The sequence below is a fragment of the Streptomyces sp. NPDC043908 genome, assembly GCF_056435525.1.
Genome location: NZ_JBWKEI010000006.1, coordinates 246,979 through 265,058 on the forward strand (window position 1 = coordinate 246,979; position 18,080 = coordinate 265,058).

Genomic DNA, 18,080 nt, shown 5'->3' on the forward strand with positions numbered 1-18,080 from the left:
CGCGCAGTTCCCCGCGCCCCTAACTGCCTAGGGGCGCGGGGAACTGCGCGAGCAACCCAGCACGGTCCGCAGGCGAACGACGGCAGGTCTCTTGGGGGCGCGGGGAACGGCGCGAGCACCCTTCACCGGTCCGCAGGTGAGTGACGGCCTTTGAGGGGCGCGGGGAACGGCGCGAGCACCCCCCACCGGCCCGCAGGTGAGTGACGGCCCGAGGCGGGAGTTGGGGTCGGCGACACCCCGTGTTATCGCGGTGTTCGCCCACCCCCGGCACCCTGACCCCGCCCCCCGCCTCACCCCACCTCGTCAGGAGACCCGCGATGTCGCTCAGCCGCAGGGAGTTCGCCAGGAACTCCGCCCTCACCGGTGCCGGGGTCGCCCTCACCGGATCCGTCGGGGCGCTGGCCACGGCGCCCGGCGCGCTGGCCGCCGAGGACGTCCACGGCGCCGCCGGACACGGCCACCACCACGAGCCCGGGTACGGCCCGCTGCGGCCCGACCCGCAGGGCATACTCGCGCTGCCGCAGGGCTTCTCGTACCGGATCATCACCCGTACCGGCGTCACCAGGCTGGAGTCCGGCGAGAGCACCCCGTCCAACCACGACGGCACCGCCGCCTTCGAGGGGCCGCGCGGGGTCACCCTGCTCGTCAACAACCACGAGCTGAAAGGCCCCCGCAAGAACTGGCCGCACCCGGTGCCCCTCACCGAAGACCTGGTGTACGACCCGGCCGCGTCCGGCGGCTGCACCGTCGTCGAGGTGCACCCGCACGGCGGCCCGGTCGCCGAGTGGGTCGGCATCGCCGGCACCTCCACCAACTGCGCGGGCGGCGCCACCCCCTGGGGCACCTGGCTGACCTGCGAGGAGACCGAGGACAGGGCCGGCTCCAACGGCATGACCAAGGACCACGGCTATGTCTTCGAGGTCGACCCCTGCGACCGCCGCGCCAACCGCGCCCCCGAGCCGGTCAAGGCGCTGGGCCGGTACGCCCACGAGGCCGTGGTCGTCGACCCCCGGCGCGGCCACCTGTACCTGACCGAGGACGCCTCCGGCCCCAACGGCCTGCTCTACCGCTGGACCCCGCCGCACGGCTTCAAGCACGGCCGCGGGCGGCTGCGCACCCTGGCCGACGACGCAGGCGTGCTCCAGGCCCCCAAGTGCTACGACGCGGGCGGCCGGTTCGTCGACGACCTCTCGCGCGCCACCGCGATCGGCACGGTGTACGGCGTCGACTGGGTGGACGTGCCCGACCGCGACGCCCGCACCACCTCCGTGCGCAAGCAGTTCGCGGCCGGGGACGTCACCCGCGCCCGCAAGCTGGAGGGCATGTGGTGGGCCGACGGCGGCGCCTACATCGTCTCCAGTTACGCCCGCGAGGAGTCCCCGGTGCGGCACGACGGCCAGGTGTGGTTCTACGACCCGCGCCGGCGCACCCTCACCCTCAAGGTGCTGCTCGGCGTCAACACCGAGCCCGGCAAGGACGGTGCCTTCGACGGCCCCGACAACATCACCGTCTCGCCGTACGGCGGCCTGGTCATCGCCGAGGACGGCGAGGGGGTCCAGCACCTCTTCGGCGCCACCGACTCCGGGCGTACGTACCCCATCGCCCGCAACGAACTCAACCTGGGCACCGAGCAGGAGCCGGAGTACAGCGAGTTCACCGGGGTGACCTTCTCGCCCGACGGGCGGACCCTGTTCGCCAACATCCAGGAGCTGGGCATCATGCTCGCCATCACCGGCCCCTGGCGCCGCCAGCCGCGCTGAGCGCCCGGCCGGAGGGGAGGCGGCGGATCCGTGGCCCGTCACGGATCCGTCAGCCGGAGCCGTCCGGCCCCTGGAAGGTGGTGAGGACCGAGCCGACGCACACATGAGCCAGCCCTCCTCCGCCCGCGCTCCCGCACGGCTCGCCGCGGCTCTCGAAGGGCGCGGCCCACAGCAGCCGGCCGGACGCCGGGTCGAGCGCGTACAGCCCCCATGTAGGCCCGCCCAGGGCGAGCCGGTCGCTGCCCGGCTCCGGCCCGGTGGCGTACAGGTGTCCCTCGTGGAGCAGCGGTGGCGCGTCCACCGTCCCGCCGAGCCGCCGTACGTCGGTGCGCAGCCAGCGGGTGCGGCCCGTCGCCGCGTCCAGGGCGCTGACCTCCGCGTCCGAACCCGCGTGCACCAGGCCGCCGGTGGCCCGCGGGGTCACCGACACCGCACCGGTCACACCGCGGGACCACAGGGTCGTCCCGGTCGCCAGGTCGACCGCGCTGACCGCCTCGCCCCGGGCGAAGTAGCCCGTGCCGCCGGCTCCCGGGTGGGCGTCCGGCCGGGGCGCGCCGCCCGCGAGGGTCGTCTCCGCCCGGCCGTCTGCGGCCCGCAGCACATGGAGCGGGCCGCGCGCCCCGTGCCCGCCGGGGCCGTCCGACGCGGCGGGGGCGGAGGCGGCGACGGCGAACCGGCCGCCCGCGTGCCGCACCGCCGTCACCGCGGCGGCCGTCCCCTCGTGGTACCAGAGCCCCTCGCCGGTCGCCGGGTCGTAGCCGTAGGCCCGCCAGGGCAGCGCCCGCGCGGCCTCCACGAGGGGGTCGTACGGCTCGTACGTGACCAGGCAGGCGACCGTGTCGCCGAGCGCGAACAGGCCCCGGGAGCCCTCCGGTCCGGCCGCGCCGGGCAGCGCCGAGGTCGGCGGGCGCAGGCCCTCCAGGCGCGGATCGCGGGTCTCCCAGCGGGTGTCGCCGGTGGCGGAGTCGAGCGCGGCCAGCACCGGGGCGGCGCCGGGCGCGGTCCGTACGACATGGACCGTGCCGGTGCCGTGCGGGAGGACCTGGGTGACGCCCTCGGTGTCCCGCCGCCAGCGGACGGCGCCGGTGGCGGGGTCGAGGCGGGTGACGGAGGTGGCGTCGTGGACGTAGAGGGCGTCGCCGTGGCGCAGGAGGCCGGCGGGGGCGGCGCCGAGGTCGTGGGTCCACAGGGCGCGCCCGCGGGGCCAGGAGGCCCTGTCGCCGGCCGCCGGGTCCTCGGCGCCGTTCGCCCGGTGGGCGACGGCGGTGGAGATCGCGGCGGCGGCGACGGCGCCGGAGGCGGACCACAGGAGGAAGCGCCGCCGGGACGCGGGGGAGTCGGCCGGGGCGGCGGAGGCGGGCGTGGTGGAGGCGGGCGTGGTGGGCCCGGCGGGGCCTGGGGCGGCGAGGTCTGGGGCGGCGGGGCCGGGGGCGGGCGCCGCCTCGACCAGCTCGGCGGTGGCCTCCTCGTGCTGGCGTATCAGCCCGGTGACCGGCTCCCGCTCCCACCAGGGCTCGCGGGCGCCGCGCTCGGCGCACCAGGCCAGCGCCTCGTCGACGGTGGGCCGCTCGGCGGGCTCGCGGGCCAGGCACCGCCCCAGGAACTCCCGCCAGTCGTCGTCCGGTACGCCGTCGAGGTCCGGCGCCTCGTGGAGCGTGCGGTGCAGGACCTTGGGGGCGCTGCCCGCGCCGAACGGGTTGCGGCCGGTGGCGCAGAGCGCGAGCAGCCCGCCGAGCGCGAACACGTCGGCGGCCGGGCCGGGTTCGCCTTCGCGGGCGAGCCGTTCGGGGGCGATGAAGCCGGGGGAGCCGACGGCTGTTCCGCCGGTGCCCTCGTCCGGGGCGCCGCCCGCGATCCCGAGGCCGACGACCTTCGGCCCCTCGCGGGTCACCAGGACGTTGGCGGGCTTGAGGTCGCGGTGCAGGAGGTGCGCGGCGTGTACGGCGGCCAGCGCCTCGGCCAGCAGGGCGCCGAGGGCGGCGAGTTGCCGGGGGCCGAGGGGGCCGAGCGCGGAGACGGCCTCGGAGAGGGCGGGGCCCGCGGCGTACGCCGTGGCCAGCCACGGGGGTTCGGCGTCCGGGTCGGCCGCCAGCACCCCGGCGGTGTACGGGCCGTCCACGGTCCCGGCCGCCGCCACTTCGCGGCGGAAGCGCTCGCGGAAGCGGGGGTCGGCGGCGAGGTGCGGATGCACGGTCTTCAGGGCGACCAGCCGGCCGGACGCGGTGCGGGCGAGGTGTACCTGGCCCATGCCGTCGTCGCCGAGCAGGGCGACGAGCTGGTACCCGCCGATGTTCCGCACCGCACCTCCCCGTCGTCCCTGACCTTATGGTCGTCAGGATGTGCGACGCGACGGGGGCCCCGTGCGGTTGCGTCCCCCGGGGTGTCCTCGGCAGGTCGGGGGGCGGGTCGCGCGGCTCCCGCGTTCCTCGGGCGCGCCTGCGGATGCCGTGATTCCAGGGAATACGGGGCGTCGGGCGCTCCGCCCCGAGGGTTCCGGGAAGGGGACGGGGTGGGGAAGGTCACCCCACCGCGCCCGACCTCCGTACCGCCGCCAGGTCCTGGGCCGAGGCCAGCCCCCCGTGGTACAGCCGCAGGTCCGTCGCCCCGGCGGCCGCCGCGCGCGCCGCGTCCTCCCGCAGCGCCCCCGGCCGGCCGCCCATCCCCGCCACCACCGTGAAGTTCGCCGCCACCACCGCCCCCTCGGGCGCGTGCTCCGCGAACGGCCGCAGCAGATCCACCCGGCCCCCCGCGCACGGCACCACCACCCCGTCCGCGAACCCGAGGACCTCCGCCGCGTCCACTCCCGCGTTCGCCCCGCACCGGTGCACCCCGGGATCGGCGTGCAGCAGCACCTGGAAGCCCGGTTCCGTCGCCTCGCGTACCGCGCGCACCACGTCCTCCTGGAACGTACGCGCCACCGAAGCCCGGTAGCCGACCGTGGCGTCGAGGAGCTCCTCCCCGTCCCCGCACGGGCCCTGCTCCCACACCGGCTCCAGCGCCCCCCGCACCCGCGCCGCCAGGCGTTCCGCGTCCAGACCCGCCTCCCCGTACCCCCGCCGGCAGACGTCGCAGAAGCACAGGGACATCAGATACTGGGCGGTGTCGTCGAGCGGCACCCCCGCGATCTTGTCGTGGGCGTGCAGATGCGCCAGGCCGTACCAGCCGCAGGACTCCAGTTCCGTCCCGCGCGCCCCGGGCCGTACCGCCGCCTCCGCCGCCAGGGCCACCAGGTACGCCCGGACCTCGGGCCGCGCTATGCAGGGCGCCCAGGGGTAGCGGTCGCCGTAGGCGTTGACCACCGACGTTCCGGGATGCTCCGCGCCCAGGCGGGAGTTGTGGGCGAGGACGACCCAGGAGTGGACGTCGAGACCGGCCGCGGCCAGCGCCTCGGCGGCCTCGCCGTAGGCGTCGCCGGGCGCCCACCGGCCGGCGGGGTACGGCCGCAGCGCACGGCCGGACCAGCGCCGTTCGTCCACGGGGTACAGGACCGCCGCGTGCTCGGCGGTGACCACCCGGTGGCGCGGGTGGTGCGGGGTCAGCGCCCGGGTCGCGTGGTAGGCGGCGGCGAGCGTCACCTGTCCCGCCCCGAGGTCGGCGATGCGCGCGGGCGCGTCCGGGTCGCCGATCACGTCCCAGGGGTAGAGGAACACCGACGCCTTCACGCGCCCGCCCGGTCCCGTACCGGCCCGTCCTCCGCCAGCAGCGCACGCCCGCGCTCGATCAGCGCGGCCAGCTGCTTGACGTGGGCCGCGTCGGGCTCGCTCAGCGGGGGCCGCACCTCGCCCACGTCCAGACCGGACAGCCGTACGCCTGCCTTGACCAGCGAGACGGCGTAGCCGCGGCCCTGGTTGCGCAGCTCGACGAGCGGCACGAAGAAGCCGTCGAGGAGGCGGTTCACGGTGGCGTCGTCGCCGTCGGCCAGCGCCCGGTGGAAGGCGAGGGCGATGTCCGGGGCGAAGCAGAAGACCGCCGAGGAGTAGAGGGTGACGCCGATGGCCCGGTAGGCGGGGCCGGTGAGTTCGGCCGTGGGCAGCCCGTTGAAGTACAGAAGGGCGTGCCCGGGGGCCTCGCGGCGGACCGTGCTGACGATCCGCTGCATCAAGTCGAGGTCCCCGACGCCGTCCTTGAGGCCGATGATCTTGTCGATGCGGGCCAGTTCGACGGCGGTGGCGGGTGTGAGGACCGCGTTGTCGCGCTGGTAGACGATGACGTCGAGGGAGGTGGCGGCGGCGAGGGCGGTGTAGTGGCGCAGCAGCCCCTCCTGGTCGGCGACGACGAGATAGGGCGGCAGGGCGAGCAGTCCGTCGGCGCCCGCGTCCTCGGCGAGCCGGGCGTACTGGACCGCGAGCGCCGTCCCGTACCCGGCGCCCGCCACCACCGGGACGCGGCCCGCGGCCTCGGCCACGGCGGCGGCCACGCACGCGTGGAACTCCTCCGGGGTGAGCGCGTGGAACTCGCCCGTCCCGCAGCAGGCGAACACCGCGGCGGCGCCCGCGTCGATGCCGCTCCTCACATGCGCGCGGAAGGCGTCGAGGTCGAGGCCGCCGTCCGGGCCGAAGGGGGTGACCGGGAAGAAGAGCAGGCCGTCCAGGCGGGCGGCGAGCGGGGAAGGGTTCTCGGGCGTCACGGGCGCTCCCAGGGCAAAGGCCGTCGGCACGGGCCGTCGTGCACAATTCTGATCGGCGTCTATATTTCTGAACGCCGCCACGCTAAGGCAGCCCGCCGACGGGGGTCAAGACGCGCACCCTCGGCGCGCGGGCGTTTTCAGCAAGCGTCGGGTGCGAGTGTCGGTGGGGGGTGCATCCGGGTGTCCTGACGCGGCCCGGCGCTCCGCGTCCCACTTGACGGGCCCGGAGGCAGCTCCCTAGCGTGTCCACGCATATGAATGACATCCATAGAGATGTCCATTCGGCTCCCTTCCGCGCCCCAGGCCGCCCGCCCAGTCCGTCCCGACCGCCGCACCGAGGAGATCCCCCCATGCCCGCTCCCCGTACCGTCCTGCTCACCGGCGCCGCCGGGGGACTCGGCACCCTGATGCGCGGACTGCTCCCGGCGTACGGCTACGACCTGCGCCTCCTCGACGCGCGGGCCGTCCCGGGCGAGCCGGACGCGATCACCGCGGACCTCGGCGACCGGGACGCGCTGCGCGAGGCCGTCCGGGGCGTCGACGCGGTGCTCCACCTCGCGGGCATCTCGCTCGAGTCCACCTTCGACAAGATCGTGCGGGCCAACATCGAGGGCACGTACAACCTCTACGAGGCCGCGCGCGAGGAGGGCGTCGCGCGCGTGGTCTTCGCCTCCTCCAACCATGCGGTCGGCTTCACCCCGCGCCCGCACGGCGCGACACCGCTGCCGCGCGAGGCCCTGATCCCGGTCGACACCCCCCGCCGCCCCGACACCCTCTACGGCCTCTCCAAGTCGTTCGGCGAGGACCTGGCGCAGTTCTACTGGGACAAGCACGGCCTGGAGAGCGTTTCGGTGCGGATCGGCTCCTGCTTCATGGAGCCCACATCCGTACGGATGCTGTCGGTCTGGATGAGCCCCGGCGACGGCGCCCGCCTCTTCCACGCGGCCCTGACCGCCGAGGACGTCGGCCACACCGTGGTCTACGGCTCCTCCGCCAACACCCGGCTGTGGTGGGACCTGTCGTCGGCGCGGGCGCTGGGGTACGAGCCCGAGGACGACTCCGAGCAGTACGCCGAGAAGCTGATCGCCGAACAGGGCGAGCTCGACCCCCGCAACCCGGACCACGCCTTCCTCGGCGGCCACTTCACCACCGACCCGCCGGTGTGGCCTTACTGAGTCCGGCGGGAGCGGGGGCGGGAACGGGGGCGGGCTCGGGCTCCGGGGGCCGGGTCCGCGGGCCGGGTCCGGGGGCGTCCCCGAATTGGCGGGACGTTCAAGGAACCGTAAAGCCGTGCCGCTCGTTTCCGGGGCATGACCGCAATGACACCTGGCTCGAACCTTCCGCTCCCGGCCGCCCGCGTGGCGGTGGACGTCTCCGCCCCGGTGCGGCTCGACGTGTCGGGCCTGTTGCTCACCGCCGACGGCAAGGTGCGCTCGGACGACGACTTCATCTTCTACAACCAGCCCTCGGGCCCCGGCGTCACCTACCGGTCCGGCGGCGGCACCGCGCCGGACGCGATCGTGGTGGACACCGCGGCGGTGCCGCCCGGCATCGAGAAGATCGTCGTCACCGCCAGCCCCGACGCCGCAGGCCAGACCTTCCAGGGCATCGAGCCCACCGCCACCCTGCGCAACGCCGACGACGGCAGCGTGATCGCCACCTTCACCCCGCCGCAGCTCGGCGGCGAGACCGCGCTCGTCGTCATGGAGGTCTATCTGCGCGGCGGCGCCTGGAAGGCCCGCGCGGTCGGCCAGGGGTACGCGAACGGACTGGCCGGCATCGCCACCGACTTCGGCGTCTCCGTCGAGGAGCCGCAGCCCGCAGCCCCCGCCGCCCCGGCGGCCCCGGCCGCCCCCGTGACCGCGCCCCCGATGCCCGCGGCCCCTCCGGCCCAGGCCCCGGCCGCGCCCGCCGCCGCGCTCGGCGGGAAGATCAACCTGGACAAGGGCCGGGTCAGCCTCCAGAAGAACCAGACGGTCTCGCTGGTCAAGGGCGGCCGCCCGCTGCTCTCCCAGGTCAAGATGGGCCTCGGCTGGGAGCCCGCGTTCCGGGGGAAGAGCATCGACCTGGACGCCTCGGTGATCGCGTACGGACCGCAGCGCAATCACTTGGACAGCTGCTACTTCGGCAAGCTCTCCATCCTGGGCGGCGCGGTCAAGCACTCCGGCGACAACCTCACCGGCGAGGGCGCGGGTGACGACGAGGTGATCGTCGTCGACCTCGGCCGCATCCCGGCGGACGCCACGGGGCTTGTCTTCACGGTGAACTCGTTCTCCGGCCAGAAGTTCACCGAGGTCGCCAAGGCGTACTGCCGGCTGATCGACGGGGCGACGGGCGAGGAGCTGGTCCGCTTCGACCTGACCACCGCCGAGCCGCAGACGGGCGTGATGATGGCGAAGCTGATCAAGCAGTTCTCGGGGGAGTGGGAGATGACGGCGTTGGGGAGTTTTGTGAAGGCGCGGACGGTGAGGGGGATGGTGAAGCCGTCGGCCGAGGCCCTCTGAGACCCCCGGCGCCCCCTTGGCCGGGGGTTCGTCTGCGGGGCGGTGGTGGGCCGGTCGCGCAGTTCCCCGCGCCCCTGGTCGGCCGGGGGTTCGTCTGCGGGCCGGTGGGTGGCCGCTCGCGCAGTTCCCCGCGCCCCTGGACGGCCGGGGGTTCGTCTGCGGGGCGGTGGTGGGCCGGTCGCGCAGTTCCCCGCGCCCCTTCGGGGCCCGGTGGTCGTCTGCGGGTTGTCTGTGGCTGAGCGCGCAGTTCCCCGCGCCCCTAGGTGGCTAGGGGCGCGGGGAACTGCGCGAGTGCGCCTCCACGGTCCGCGGACGAACAGGGGGGTTGGGGGCGCGGGGAACTGCGCGAGTGACCCTCCACGGTCCGCGGGTGGAAGAAGGGGGTCGGGGGCGGAGCCCCGAAGGTCAGGGTGTGGGCCCCGAAGGTCAGGGTGTGGGGGGTTGGAGGCGCAGGCTCAGGGATGCCGCCAGCGCCCCCACCCCCACCAGCGGCAGCAGCACTTCCACCCCCAGCACCCCCACGAGCCCCGCCCCCACTCCCAGCCCCACCGCGTTCGGCGCGAACAGCAGGGTGTTCGCCGTCGACGCCGTACGGCCCAGCACCGCGTCCGGGACCGACCGCTGGACCACCGTCATCGACGCCACCAGCACACACGGCAGCCCGAGGCCGATCCCCGCGCTGCACACCAGCACCACCGCGTCGTAGGGCAGGACCCGCGCGCACACCGACACCGCGAACACCGCGATACCGGCCGCGGCGTAGCGGTGGGCGGGCAGACGGCGCAGGAGCGGGCCCGCGAGCAGCCCGGACGCCACCGAGCCCACGCCCTGCACCGTGTACAGCACGCCCACGAACGTCGGCGAGTGGCCGAGCCGTTCGTCGGTCACCGCGTAGACCGCCGCCCCGTTCAGCCCGGCGCACAGCATCGTCGCCGCGCCCGCAAGCACCAGCGGCCGCAGCACCGGCGAGCGCCACACCGCGCGCGTGCCCTCCGCCGTGTCGGCCGTCCAGCGGCCGCCCCGCACCGGCCGCGCCTCCCGTACCCGGAGCAGCGCGAAGATCCCCGCCGCGAGGAGGAACGTCACCGCGTCCAGGACCGCCACCGCCTGGCCGCCGTACCGCGCGTAGAGCCCCGCCCCCGCCAGCGGAGCGATCAGCTTCATGCCCTCGTTGGCCGTCATCCGCAGACCGTTGAAGTCGCCCAGCAGATCGCGGTCGACGGCGCCGGCCACCAGGGCGGCCTCGGCCGCGTCCTGGACGACGCCGTTCACGCCGTACACCACCAGCACCGCGAACAGGATCCAGATCCGTCCTGCCGAGTCCACCGCGAGCAGGGACGTCAGCAGGAGCGCCATCGCGAGGTTGAGCGCCACCAGGAGGGGCCGCCGGCGCACCCGGTCCGCGACCGTGCCGAGCAGGGGGCCCACCAGCGTCGGCGCCCACATGGCGAAGACGGTGAGCGCCGCCAGCCCGTCGGAGCCGGTCAGCGACTTGGTCCAGATCCCGGCCGTCAGCCACATCGCCGACGACCCGAACCCGGACACCACCACCCCGGTCAGATACAGCCCCGCGTCGCGGTCGGTCAGGACCCGCCGCAGCGGGCCGCCCCGGACCGTGTCCTTCATCCCTGTCGTGTTCACAGGGGAAATGTCGCCGCTGAGAGGGCCCCGGCGGATCCGGCCGACGCCCTATTCCCGCCTGCCCCGGCGCCTTACCCCCGGCTGCCCCGACGCCCTAGGACGCCCGCAGGGCCGCCCCCATCATCTTCTGCGCCACCGGCGCCGCCAGGCCGTTGCCGCTCACCTCCGAGCGGGCCGCGCCGGAGTCCTCGATGAGCACGGCCACCGCGACCTGCTTGCCGGTGGCGGGATCCTTGGCGTACGAGGTGAACCAGGCGTACGGCGTCTTGGAGTTGCCCACGCCGTGCTGGGCCGTGCCCGTCTTGCCGCCGACCTCGGCGCCGCTCACCCTGGCGTTGGAGCCGGTGCCCTCCTCGACGACCGTCACCATCGCGGAGCGCAACTGCCGTGCCGTCTCGGCGGAGACGATCCGTTTGCCGTCGCCGTCCGGGTACGACTGAAGGGTGGTGCCCTTCGCGTCCGTCACCTTCGAGACCATATGCGGCGATGCCATGACTCCGTCATTGGCTATGGCGGCGGACACCATGGCCATCTGGAGCGGAGTCGCCGTCACCTCGAACTGGCCGATGCCGGTCAGCGCGGTCTGGGCCCGGTCCATTTTCGCGGAGGCCTTCGGATACACGCTCGCCGAGGCCCGCACCGGTACGTCCTGCTCGGCGTCGTTGAAGCCGAACTTCTCCGCCGTGGCCCGGACCCTGTCCTGGCCGAGCCGGTCCGCCAGCTTGGCGAAGACGTTGTTGCACGAGTACTGGAGCGCGGTGCGGATCGTGGCGTTCTCGCACGGGGCGGAGGGGTTCTCGTTGGTCAGCACGGTCCGGGTGCCGGGCAGGGTGTACGGGCTCGGGCTGTCGGTCCTCGTGTCCACCGACGGGTAGAGGCCGTTCTCCAGCGCCGCCGCGGCCACCACCAGCTTGAAGGTCGAACCCGGCGGCAGCGGCTGGCGCAGCGCCCGGTTGACCATCGGCTTGTCCGGGTCTTCCGACAGCGCCTTCCAGGCGGCGCCGTCCGCCGAACCGGCGATCTTCGACGGGTCGTACGAGGGCGTCGAGACCATGCCGAGGATGCGGCCGGTCCTCGGGTCGATGGCGACGGCCGCGCCCTTCTTGCCGCCGAGCGCCTCGTAACCGGCCTTCTGCACCGCCGGGTCGATGGTGGTCAGCACGTCGCCACCGGGTGCCCGCTCGCCGGTGAGCACCGAGAGCGGGTCCTTCATCCGGGTGTCGGTGCCGTCCAGCACCGTGCCGTAGATCCCCTCCAGCTGGGTCGCCCCGTACACCTGCGAGCTGAAGCCGGTCACCGCCGCGTACAGCTCGCCGTTCCGGTACGCGCGTTTGTACGCGAGATCACCGCCCGTCGTCCGCACCGATCCGGTGACCGGCGAGCCGGCCACGATGATGTCCCCGAGCGGGTTCGCGTACCGCGCGATGGTGTTCCGCCGGTTCAGCTTGTCGTCCGCGAGCGCCTGGCCTTGGTAGAACTGCACATAGGTGGCCCGGCCCAGCAGGGCCAGCACCATGAGCAGACAGAAGACCGCACTGCGCCTGATCGTCTTGTTCATCCCGCACAGAGGACGAGCCGGATGCCGGGAATCGTTCCCTTTGGCGGCTTTTCTCAGGAAGCTCTCATGACCCCGCGGGCTCTCGGGACCGCCCGCGGGTCAGAGCCGGCGGGTGGCCAGCGTCAGCCGGTCGCGGGCGTCGAACAGGGCGTCCTTCACCATCTGCTCGTGCGCCGGGGTCAGCCGCGCCACCGGGACCGAGCAGCTGATCGCGTCGCGCGCCGGGGTGCGGTAGGGAATCGCGACACCGAAGCAGCGCAGCCCCAGCGTGTTCTCCTCGCGGTCCACCGCATAGCCCTGCTCGCGGATCTGGTGCAGCTCCTCGATGAGCTTCTCGCGGTCGGTGATGGTGTTCTCGGTGAGCTGCTGGAGGGTCTCCGGGAGCAGCTTGCGCACCTGCTCGTCGCTGTGGGTGGCCAGCAGCGCCTTGCCCAGCGAGGTCGAGTGCGCGGGAAGCCGGCGGCCGACGCGGGTGAAGGGCCGCAGATAGTGCTGGGACTGACGGGTGGCGAGGTAGACCACGTTGGTGCCGTCGAGGCGGGCGAGGTGGATGGTCTCCGTGGTGTCGTCGGAGAGCCGGTCCAGCGTCGGCCGGGCCGCCGCGACGACCTCGTCGCCGTCGATGTACGAGGTGCCGACCAGCAGGGCCCGGACACCGATCCCGTACCGCGTGCCGGTGGCGTCGGTCTCCACCCAGCCGAGCTCCACCAGGGTGCGCAGCAGCATGTAGAGGCTGGACTTGGGGTAGCCGACCGCCTCCTGGACCGCCGCGAGGGAGTGCATTCCGGGGCGCCCCGCGAAGTACTCCAGCAACTCCACCGTACGTACGGCGGACTTGACCTGGGCCCCACCTGTCTCGACAGCCGACATCCGACCTCGCCCCTTCTTGTCTGCGTGTCTTGCCAACGCAGAACGCCCGTCAATAGAGTCCAGCTTATTCATCAGCAGGAACTCTGTTCAGAATACCGAACAACCCGGGTGGGCGGGGCAGGACCAGCGGGACGACCGCCAGGGACCTCGGGCACGACCGGAAGCCGGAAGGACGTAGCGGTGAGCACAGCACCAGTCTGGAGTGTCGACCCCCGTACCGGGAAGCCGCGGGAGCAGGTCGCGGCGGAGGCGTCCGAGCGCGAGGTCGACGAGGCGGTGCGGGCCGCGTGGGCGGCGCGTGACGCGCTCGCCGACCGGGGCGTACGCGCCGCCCTGCTGCGGACCGCCGCCGAGCTGCTCGACGAGGCCGCGGAGCACGTGGTGGAGGCCGCCGACGCCGAGACCGCCCTCGGGCCGGTCCGGCTCACCGGGGAACTCGCGCGGACCACCGCCCAGTTGCGGGCCTTCGCGGACGTGGCGGAGGAGGGCTCCTTCCTCGACGTGCGCATCGACCACGCCGACCCGAACCGTACGCCGCCGTGGCCGGACCTGCGGCGGATGAAGATCCCGCTGGGCGTGGTCGCGGTGTACTCGGCGTCCAACTTCCCGCTCGCCTTCTCCGTCCCCGGCGGGGACACCGCGAGCGCCCTCGCGGCCGGGTGCCCGGTCGTGGTCAAGGCCCACCCCGACCACCCGGCCACCTCCGAGCTGTGCGTGTCGCTGCTGCGGCGGGCTGCGGTACGGGTCGGGCTGCCGCAGGACGTGGTCGCGCTCGTCCACGGCTTCGACGCCGGGATCGCGCTGGTGCGCCACCCGCTGGTCGCGGCGGCCGGCTTCACCGGTTCGGTACGCGGCGGACGCGCCCTCTTCGACGCGGCGGCGGCCCGGCCGGTGCCGATCCCCTTCCACGGCGAGCTGGGGTCGCTGAACCCGGTCGTGGTCACCGAGGCGGCGGCGCAGGAGCGGGGCGAGCCGATCGGCGCGGGGCTCGCCGCCTCGATGACGCTGGGCGTCGGCCAGTTCTGCACCAAGCCGGGCTTCGTGCTCGCGCCGACCGGCCCGGGCGGGGACGCGCTGCTGAAGGCGCTGACGGCGGCGGTGAGCGACGCGGAGGCGGGGGTGATGCTGGACCACCGGATGCGGGACGCGTTCGTGGCCGGGGTCGCCGAGCGGGCCGCGCTCGACGGGGTCGAGGCACCGGTGACGCCCGGGTCCGGCGGGGAGCACACGGTCAGCGCGGGATTCCTGACGGTCGCGGCGTCGGTACTGGCCGCTCCCGGCCCGCACGATCTGCTCCTGGAGGAGTGCTTCGGGCCGGTGACGGTGGTGGCGAGGTATGAGCACCCGTCCGAGATCGGAGCGGTGCTCTCGCGGCTGCCGGGGAACCTGACGGCGACGCTGCACCTGTCGGCGGAGGAGGGGGCCGGGCAGGACGGCGGCGGGGCCGCGTCGCTGCTCGCCACGCTGACGGGGCTCGCGGGGCGGGTCCTGGTGGACGGGTGGCCGACGGGGGTGGCGGTGGCACCCGCCCAGCACCACGGCGGTCCCTACCCGGCGACGACGTCGACGTCCACGTCGGTGGGGGCGACGGCGGTGGAGCGGTGGGTGCGGCCCGTGACGTATCAGGATGTGCCGGAGGGGTTGTTGCCGGGGGAGTTGCGGGAGGGGGTTGTGGAAGTCCCGCGGTGGGTCGACGGCCGGTGGGAGGCCCCCACTCCGCCCGCCCCCTGACCCCCGGGACAGCCGAGCCGCCCCACCCCCTGCACACGGGGCTACGCCCCGCCCCCCTTCTGCGACCTGCGGTCCGGTCCGGCGGGGGGCCGCCCGCGCAGTTCCCCGCGCCCCTGAGTCCCGTCTTCACCTGCGGACCGTGGCGGGGTGCTCGCGCAGTTCCCCGCGCCCCTGACACCCTCGTTCGCCTGCGGACCGTGGCGGGTTGCTCGCGCAGTTCCCCGCGCCCCTAAGTGGGCCTGCGGCCCCCCGGGGGCGGGGCGGGTGGTTGCCTCGTCTGCGGGCCGTGGTGGGTTGCTCGCGCAGTTCCCCGCGCCCCTAAATGCCCAGGGGCGCGGGGAACTGCGCGCTCAGCCACCCACGACCCGCAGACGAACTCCGCACCCCACCCCGCAGCCACCTCCCGGGCCGAGCCCAACCCGCTAAGGGGCGCGGGGAACTACGCGACCAGCCCCCACCGGCCCGCAGGCGAACCCCTGGCCAGGAAGGGGCGCGGGGAACTGCGCGACCAGCCCCCACCGGCCCGCAGGCGAACCCCTGGCCAAGGAGGGGCGCGGGGAACTGCGCGAGCAGCCCCCACCGGCCCGCAGGCGAACCCCTGGCCAAGAAGGGGTGCGGGGGACTGCGCGGTCAGACCCCCGGGCCGCGGGCAAAACGCAACCCCGCCCAGCCCCCAACCAGACCCATCAACACCGCCGCACCCCCCACCCCCACCCGCATCCCCGCCACGAACCCCGCCCCGTCCCCGGGCACCAGCGCCCCGCACACCGCCACGCTCAGCGCCCCCGCCACCTGGCGGGCCGCGTTCAGGACGCCGGCTGCCAGGCCCGCCCGGTCCTGGGGGAGGGACTCCATCACCGTCGCCGTCAGGGCCGGGATCGTCAGGGCGCAGCCCAGGGCCAGGGGGATCAGGAGGAAGGACACCAGCAGCGGAGGGGTCCCGGCGCCGGGGACGAGGAGCAGGAGCAGGCCCGCCAGGGCCAGGAGCTGGCCGAGCAGCATCGGGCGGCGCGGCCCGTAGCGCGCGGAGAGCCTGCCCGAGAGGACGTTGGTCACCGGGATCAGCGCCGTCATCGGCAGGAACATCAGCCCCGCCATCAGCGCCGATTCCCCCCGTACCCGCTGGAAGTACAGACTGAAGACGAAGATCACGCCGTAGAACGCGACGCTCGCCGCCGCCCCCGCAGCGACGGCCACCGCGACCGTGGGCGTACGGAACAGACCCAGCGGCACGACCGGATGCGCCACACGCGACTCGATCATCAGGAACGCCGCCCCGGAGAGCAGCGCCACCACCCCCGCCACCACCCGTACCGGCCCGGACTCGATCACCGCGAAGGCGAGCGCGGCCAGCGCCACCACCGCCGTGAGCTGCCCGGGCAGGTCGAGCGGCGCGGGACGGCGCCGCGACCGCGGGGCGCGGGCCGTCAGAACCAGGGCCGCGAGCCCCAGGGGGAGGTTGATGAAGAAGATGCCCCGCCAGTCCCACGCCGTGGTGAGCGCCCCGCCCGCGACCGGCCCGAGCGCCACCGCGACCGAGCCGCCCGCCGCCCACAGCGCCACCGCCCGGGCCCGGCGCGCCGGATCCGCGTACGCCTGCCGCACCAGCGCCAGCGAGGCGGGCAGCACGACGGCCGCGGCCGTGCCCTGCACCACCCGGGCCCCGATGAGCACCCCCAGGCCGGGGGCGAAACCGCAGGCGGCCGAGGCGAGGACGAAGACGACGGTGCCCAGGGCGTACGCCCGGGCCGCCCCGATCCGGTCCGCGAACGCGCCGGTCGACAGCATCAGCGCCGCGAACGCGAGCGTGTACGCGTCGACCACCCACTGGAGCCCCGCCATCCCGCCGCCCAGCTCGGAGCCGATCGCGGGCAGGGCGACGTTCACCACGGACGCGTCCAGCGTGATCAGCGCGAAGCCCAGGAGGGCGGCGGCCAGGGTGAGCCCGGGGGAGGAGCGGCGGCCCGGCTCCGGCGGCTCCGCCCCGCCGGCGGTCGGCTTCCGGCGGTCCGTCGGCAACTGGTCGGGTGGCAACTGGTCGGGCGACGGCTGGTCGGGCCACGGCTGGTGGGTCGGCAACCCGTCGGTCGGCATCAGCGGCCCGGCCGGCGTCCGCTGCCCCGTCGGCGTCAAGGGTCCGGTCGTCGGCAAGGGCTCAGGCGCCGTCAACGGGTGTGCGGCGGGCTCGGGTTGGCGTACGGCGTCGGGTGACATGCCCTCAGCCTGGCGATCTCCGCCCGGTTACAGTAGTGGCCCGAACGCCATGCATCCGGAGGTTCTGGCCATGAAGTCCGACCGGCGGGCCCACCCGCGGCGGCCCCATCGAATCGTCGTCGTCGCGCCCTCCCCGGTGTCGATGTTCAACCTCGCCATCCCCGAGCTGCTCTTCGCCAGGGTGGAGATCGACGGCGCCCCGGGGTACGAGCTGACCGTCTGCACCCCCGAGCCCGGCCCGATCGCCACCACCGGCGGCCTCGACCTGTACGTGGCCCGGGGCCTGGACGCCGTCGCCGAGGCCGACACCGTCCTGGTCGCGGGGACGGGGCAGCGCTACGCGCCCGACCCCCGCACGGTGGAGGCCGTCCGCGCGGCCGCCGCCGAGGGGCGCCGGATCACCTCCATCTGCAGCGGCGCCTTCGTCCTCGCCGAGGCCGGCCTCCTCGACGGGCGCAGCGCCACCACGTACTGGGAGCTGGCCGAGGAGCTGCGCCGGCGCTATCCGGCGCTCGACCTCAAGGGCGACGTCCTCTACGTGGAGGACGGGGACGTCATGACCTCGTCCGGATACGCCGCCGGGATCGACATGTGCCTGCACATCATCCGTACCGACTACGGCGCCGCCGTCGCCAACCAGGTGGCCAGGGCCGCGCTGGTCGCCCCGGTGCGGCCCGGCGGGCAGACCCAGTTCACCCAGACCCCGCTGCCCGCCGAGCGGGGCGTGGCCTGCGCCGACACCCGGGGCTGGGCGATGCGCAACCTGGACAGGCCGCTCACCCTCACCGATCTCGCCCGGCACGCGGGGGTGAGCGTGCGCACGCTCACCCGCCGCTTCCACGCCGAGAGCGGGGTCAGCCCGTTGCAGTGGCTGCTCCACCAGCGCGTCGAGCGGGCGAAGGAGCTCCTGGAGACCACCACGCTCCCCATGGACCGGATCGCCGAGGCCAGCGGCCTGGGCAGCGCCGACTCGCTCCGCGCCCATCTGGTCCGGCGCACCGGTCTGACCCCGACCGCGTACCGGGCCGGCTTCAGCAGGCTGGAGCGGGCGGCCTGACCGGGGGAGCCGGGCGCGGCCGGGCGGCCGGGGAATGCGGCGGGAGTCCCGTACGTTGGCTTGCTTGAAAGTGACACAAAGCAAGTGACACAAAGCAAGTGGCCAAACGGCACAAACT

Annotated in this window: 12 protein-coding genes; 5 read left to right on the forward strand and 7 right to left on the reverse strand. The window is 74.6% G+C overall.

Features of this window, described 5'->3' with window-relative positions:
• Positions 1–317: 317 nt before the first annotated feature.
• Positions 318–1,760, forward strand: a complete 1,443-nt coding sequence (locus tag AC069K_RS15915) for an alkaline phosphatase PhoX (RefSeq protein ID WP_478616313.1) — start codon at positions 318–320, stop codon at positions 1,758–1,760.
• Positions 1,761–1,809: 49 nt separating this feature from the next.
• Here the strand turns inward: AC069K_RS15915 and AC069K_RS15920 are convergent, their stop codons facing one another.
• The 3 genes from AC069K_RS15920 to AC069K_RS15930 all read right to left on the reverse strand — a co-directional run bounded on the left by AC069K_RS15920 (position 1,810) and on the right by AC069K_RS15930 (position 6,387).
• Complete coding sequence (locus tag AC069K_RS15920; protein ID WP_478616316.1) at positions 1,810–4,059, reverse strand: protein kinase domain-containing protein; 2,250 nt, start codon at positions 4,057–4,059, stop codon at positions 1,810–1,812.
• Positions 4,060–4,279: 220 nt separating this feature from the next.
• The gene (locus tag AC069K_RS15925; protein ID WP_478616319.1) at positions 4,280–5,422 is read right to left on the reverse strand and encodes a hypothetical protein; all 1,143 of its coding nucleotides are present in this window, start codon (positions 5,420–5,422) and stop codon (positions 4,280–4,282) included.
• The gene (locus AC069K_RS15930; protein WP_365114513.1) at positions 5,419–6,387 is read right to left on the reverse strand and encodes a 5-dehydro-4-deoxyglucarate dehydratase; all 969 of its coding nucleotides are present in this window, start codon (positions 6,385–6,387) and stop codon (positions 5,419–5,421) included. Before AC069K_RS15930 ends, AC069K_RS15925 begins: the two co-directional genes overlap by 4 nt.
• Before the next feature lie 350 nt (positions 6,388–6,737).
• On the opposite strand from AC069K_RS15930, the gene AC069K_RS15935 reads away from it, so the two are divergent.
• Both AC069K_RS15935 and AC069K_RS15940 read left to right on the forward strand, forming a co-directional pair.
• Entirely contained in the window at positions 6,738–7,562 is an 825-nt protein-coding gene (locus tag AC069K_RS15935; protein WP_478616323.1) for an NAD-dependent epimerase/dehydratase family protein, read from the forward strand.
• A 135-nt stretch (positions 7,563–7,697) separates the two neighbouring features.
• Positions 7,698–8,891, forward strand: a complete 1,194-nt coding sequence (locus AC069K_RS15940; RefSeq protein ID WP_478616326.1) for a TerD family protein — start codon at positions 7,698–7,700, stop codon at positions 8,889–8,891.
• A 426-nt stretch (positions 8,892–9,317) separates the two neighbouring features.
• Here AC069K_RS15940 and AC069K_RS15945 read toward each other — a convergent pair whose 3' ends face one another.
• The 3 genes from AC069K_RS15945 to AC069K_RS15955 form a co-directional block, all read right to left on the reverse strand.
• Positions 9,318–10,517, reverse strand: a complete 1,200-nt coding sequence (locus tag AC069K_RS15945) for an MFS transporter (protein ID WP_478616721.1) — start codon at positions 10,515–10,517, stop codon at positions 9,318–9,320.
• Positions 10,518–10,626: 109 nt separating this feature from the next.
• Entirely contained in the window at positions 10,627–12,090 is a 1,464-nt protein-coding gene (locus AC069K_RS15950) for a peptidoglycan D,D-transpeptidase FtsI family protein (protein WP_478616329.1), read from the reverse strand.
• A 99-nt stretch (positions 12,091–12,189) separates the two neighbouring features.
• Positions 12,190–12,960: an IclR family transcriptional regulator gene (locus tag AC069K_RS15955; RefSeq protein ID WP_358837307.1), complete on the reverse strand. Its 771-nt coding sequence runs from the start codon at positions 12,958–12,960 to the stop codon at positions 12,190–12,192.
• 180 nt (positions 12,961–13,140) lie between these two features.
• Here AC069K_RS15955 and AC069K_RS15960 point away from each other — a divergent pair, with 180 nt between their 5' ends.
• A complete protein-coding gene (locus AC069K_RS15960; protein WP_478616333.1) occupies positions 13,141–14,691 on the forward strand; it encodes an aldehyde dehydrogenase (NADP(+)) in 1,551 nt (516 codons plus the stop codon).
• Between the two features lie 630 nt (positions 14,692–15,321).
• Here the strand turns inward: AC069K_RS15960 and AC069K_RS15965 are convergent.
• Positions 15,322–16,710: an MFS transporter gene (locus tag AC069K_RS15965; RefSeq protein WP_478616724.1), complete on the reverse strand. Its 1,389-nt coding sequence runs from the start codon at positions 16,708–16,710 to the stop codon at positions 15,322–15,324.
• Between the two features lie 265 nt (positions 16,711–16,975).
• On the opposite strand from AC069K_RS15965, the gene AC069K_RS15970 reads away from it, so the two are divergent.
• A complete protein-coding gene (locus AC069K_RS15970; protein ID WP_478616336.1) occupies positions 16,976–17,962 on the forward strand; it encodes a GlxA family transcriptional regulator in 987 nt (328 codons plus the stop codon).
• The last annotated feature ends 118 nt before the right edge of the window (positions 17,963–18,080 follow it).

Bases quoted from the DNA above. Each gene is read 5' to 3' on its own strand.
- AC069K_RS15915 (WP_478616313.1), top strand. From the start codon at position 318: ATGTCGCTCAGCCGCAGGGAGTTCGCCAGGAACTCCGCCCTCACCGGT.
- AC069K_RS15935 (WP_478616323.1), top strand. From the start codon at position 6,738: ATGCCCGCTCCCCGTACCGTCCTGCTCACCGGCGCCGCCGGGGGACTC.
- AC069K_RS15940 (WP_478616326.1), top strand. From the start codon at position 7,698: ATGACCGCAATGACACCTGGCTCGAACCTTCCGCTCCCGGCCGCCCGC.
- AC069K_RS15945 (WP_478616721.1), bottom strand. From the start codon at position 10,517: ATGAAGGACACGGTCCGGGGCGGCCCGCTGCGGCGGGTCCTGACCGAC.
- AC069K_RS15950 (WP_478616329.1), bottom strand. From the start codon at position 12,090: ATGAACAAGACGATCAGGCGCAGTGCGGTCTTCTGTCTGCTCATGGTG.
- AC069K_RS15955 (WP_358837307.1), bottom strand. From the start codon at position 12,960: ATGTCGGCTGTCGAGACAGGTGGGGCCCAGGTCAAGTCCGCCGTACGT.
- AC069K_RS15970 (WP_478616336.1), top strand. From the start codon at position 16,976: ATGAAGTCCGACCGGCGGGCCCACCCGCGGCGGCCCCATCGAATCGTC.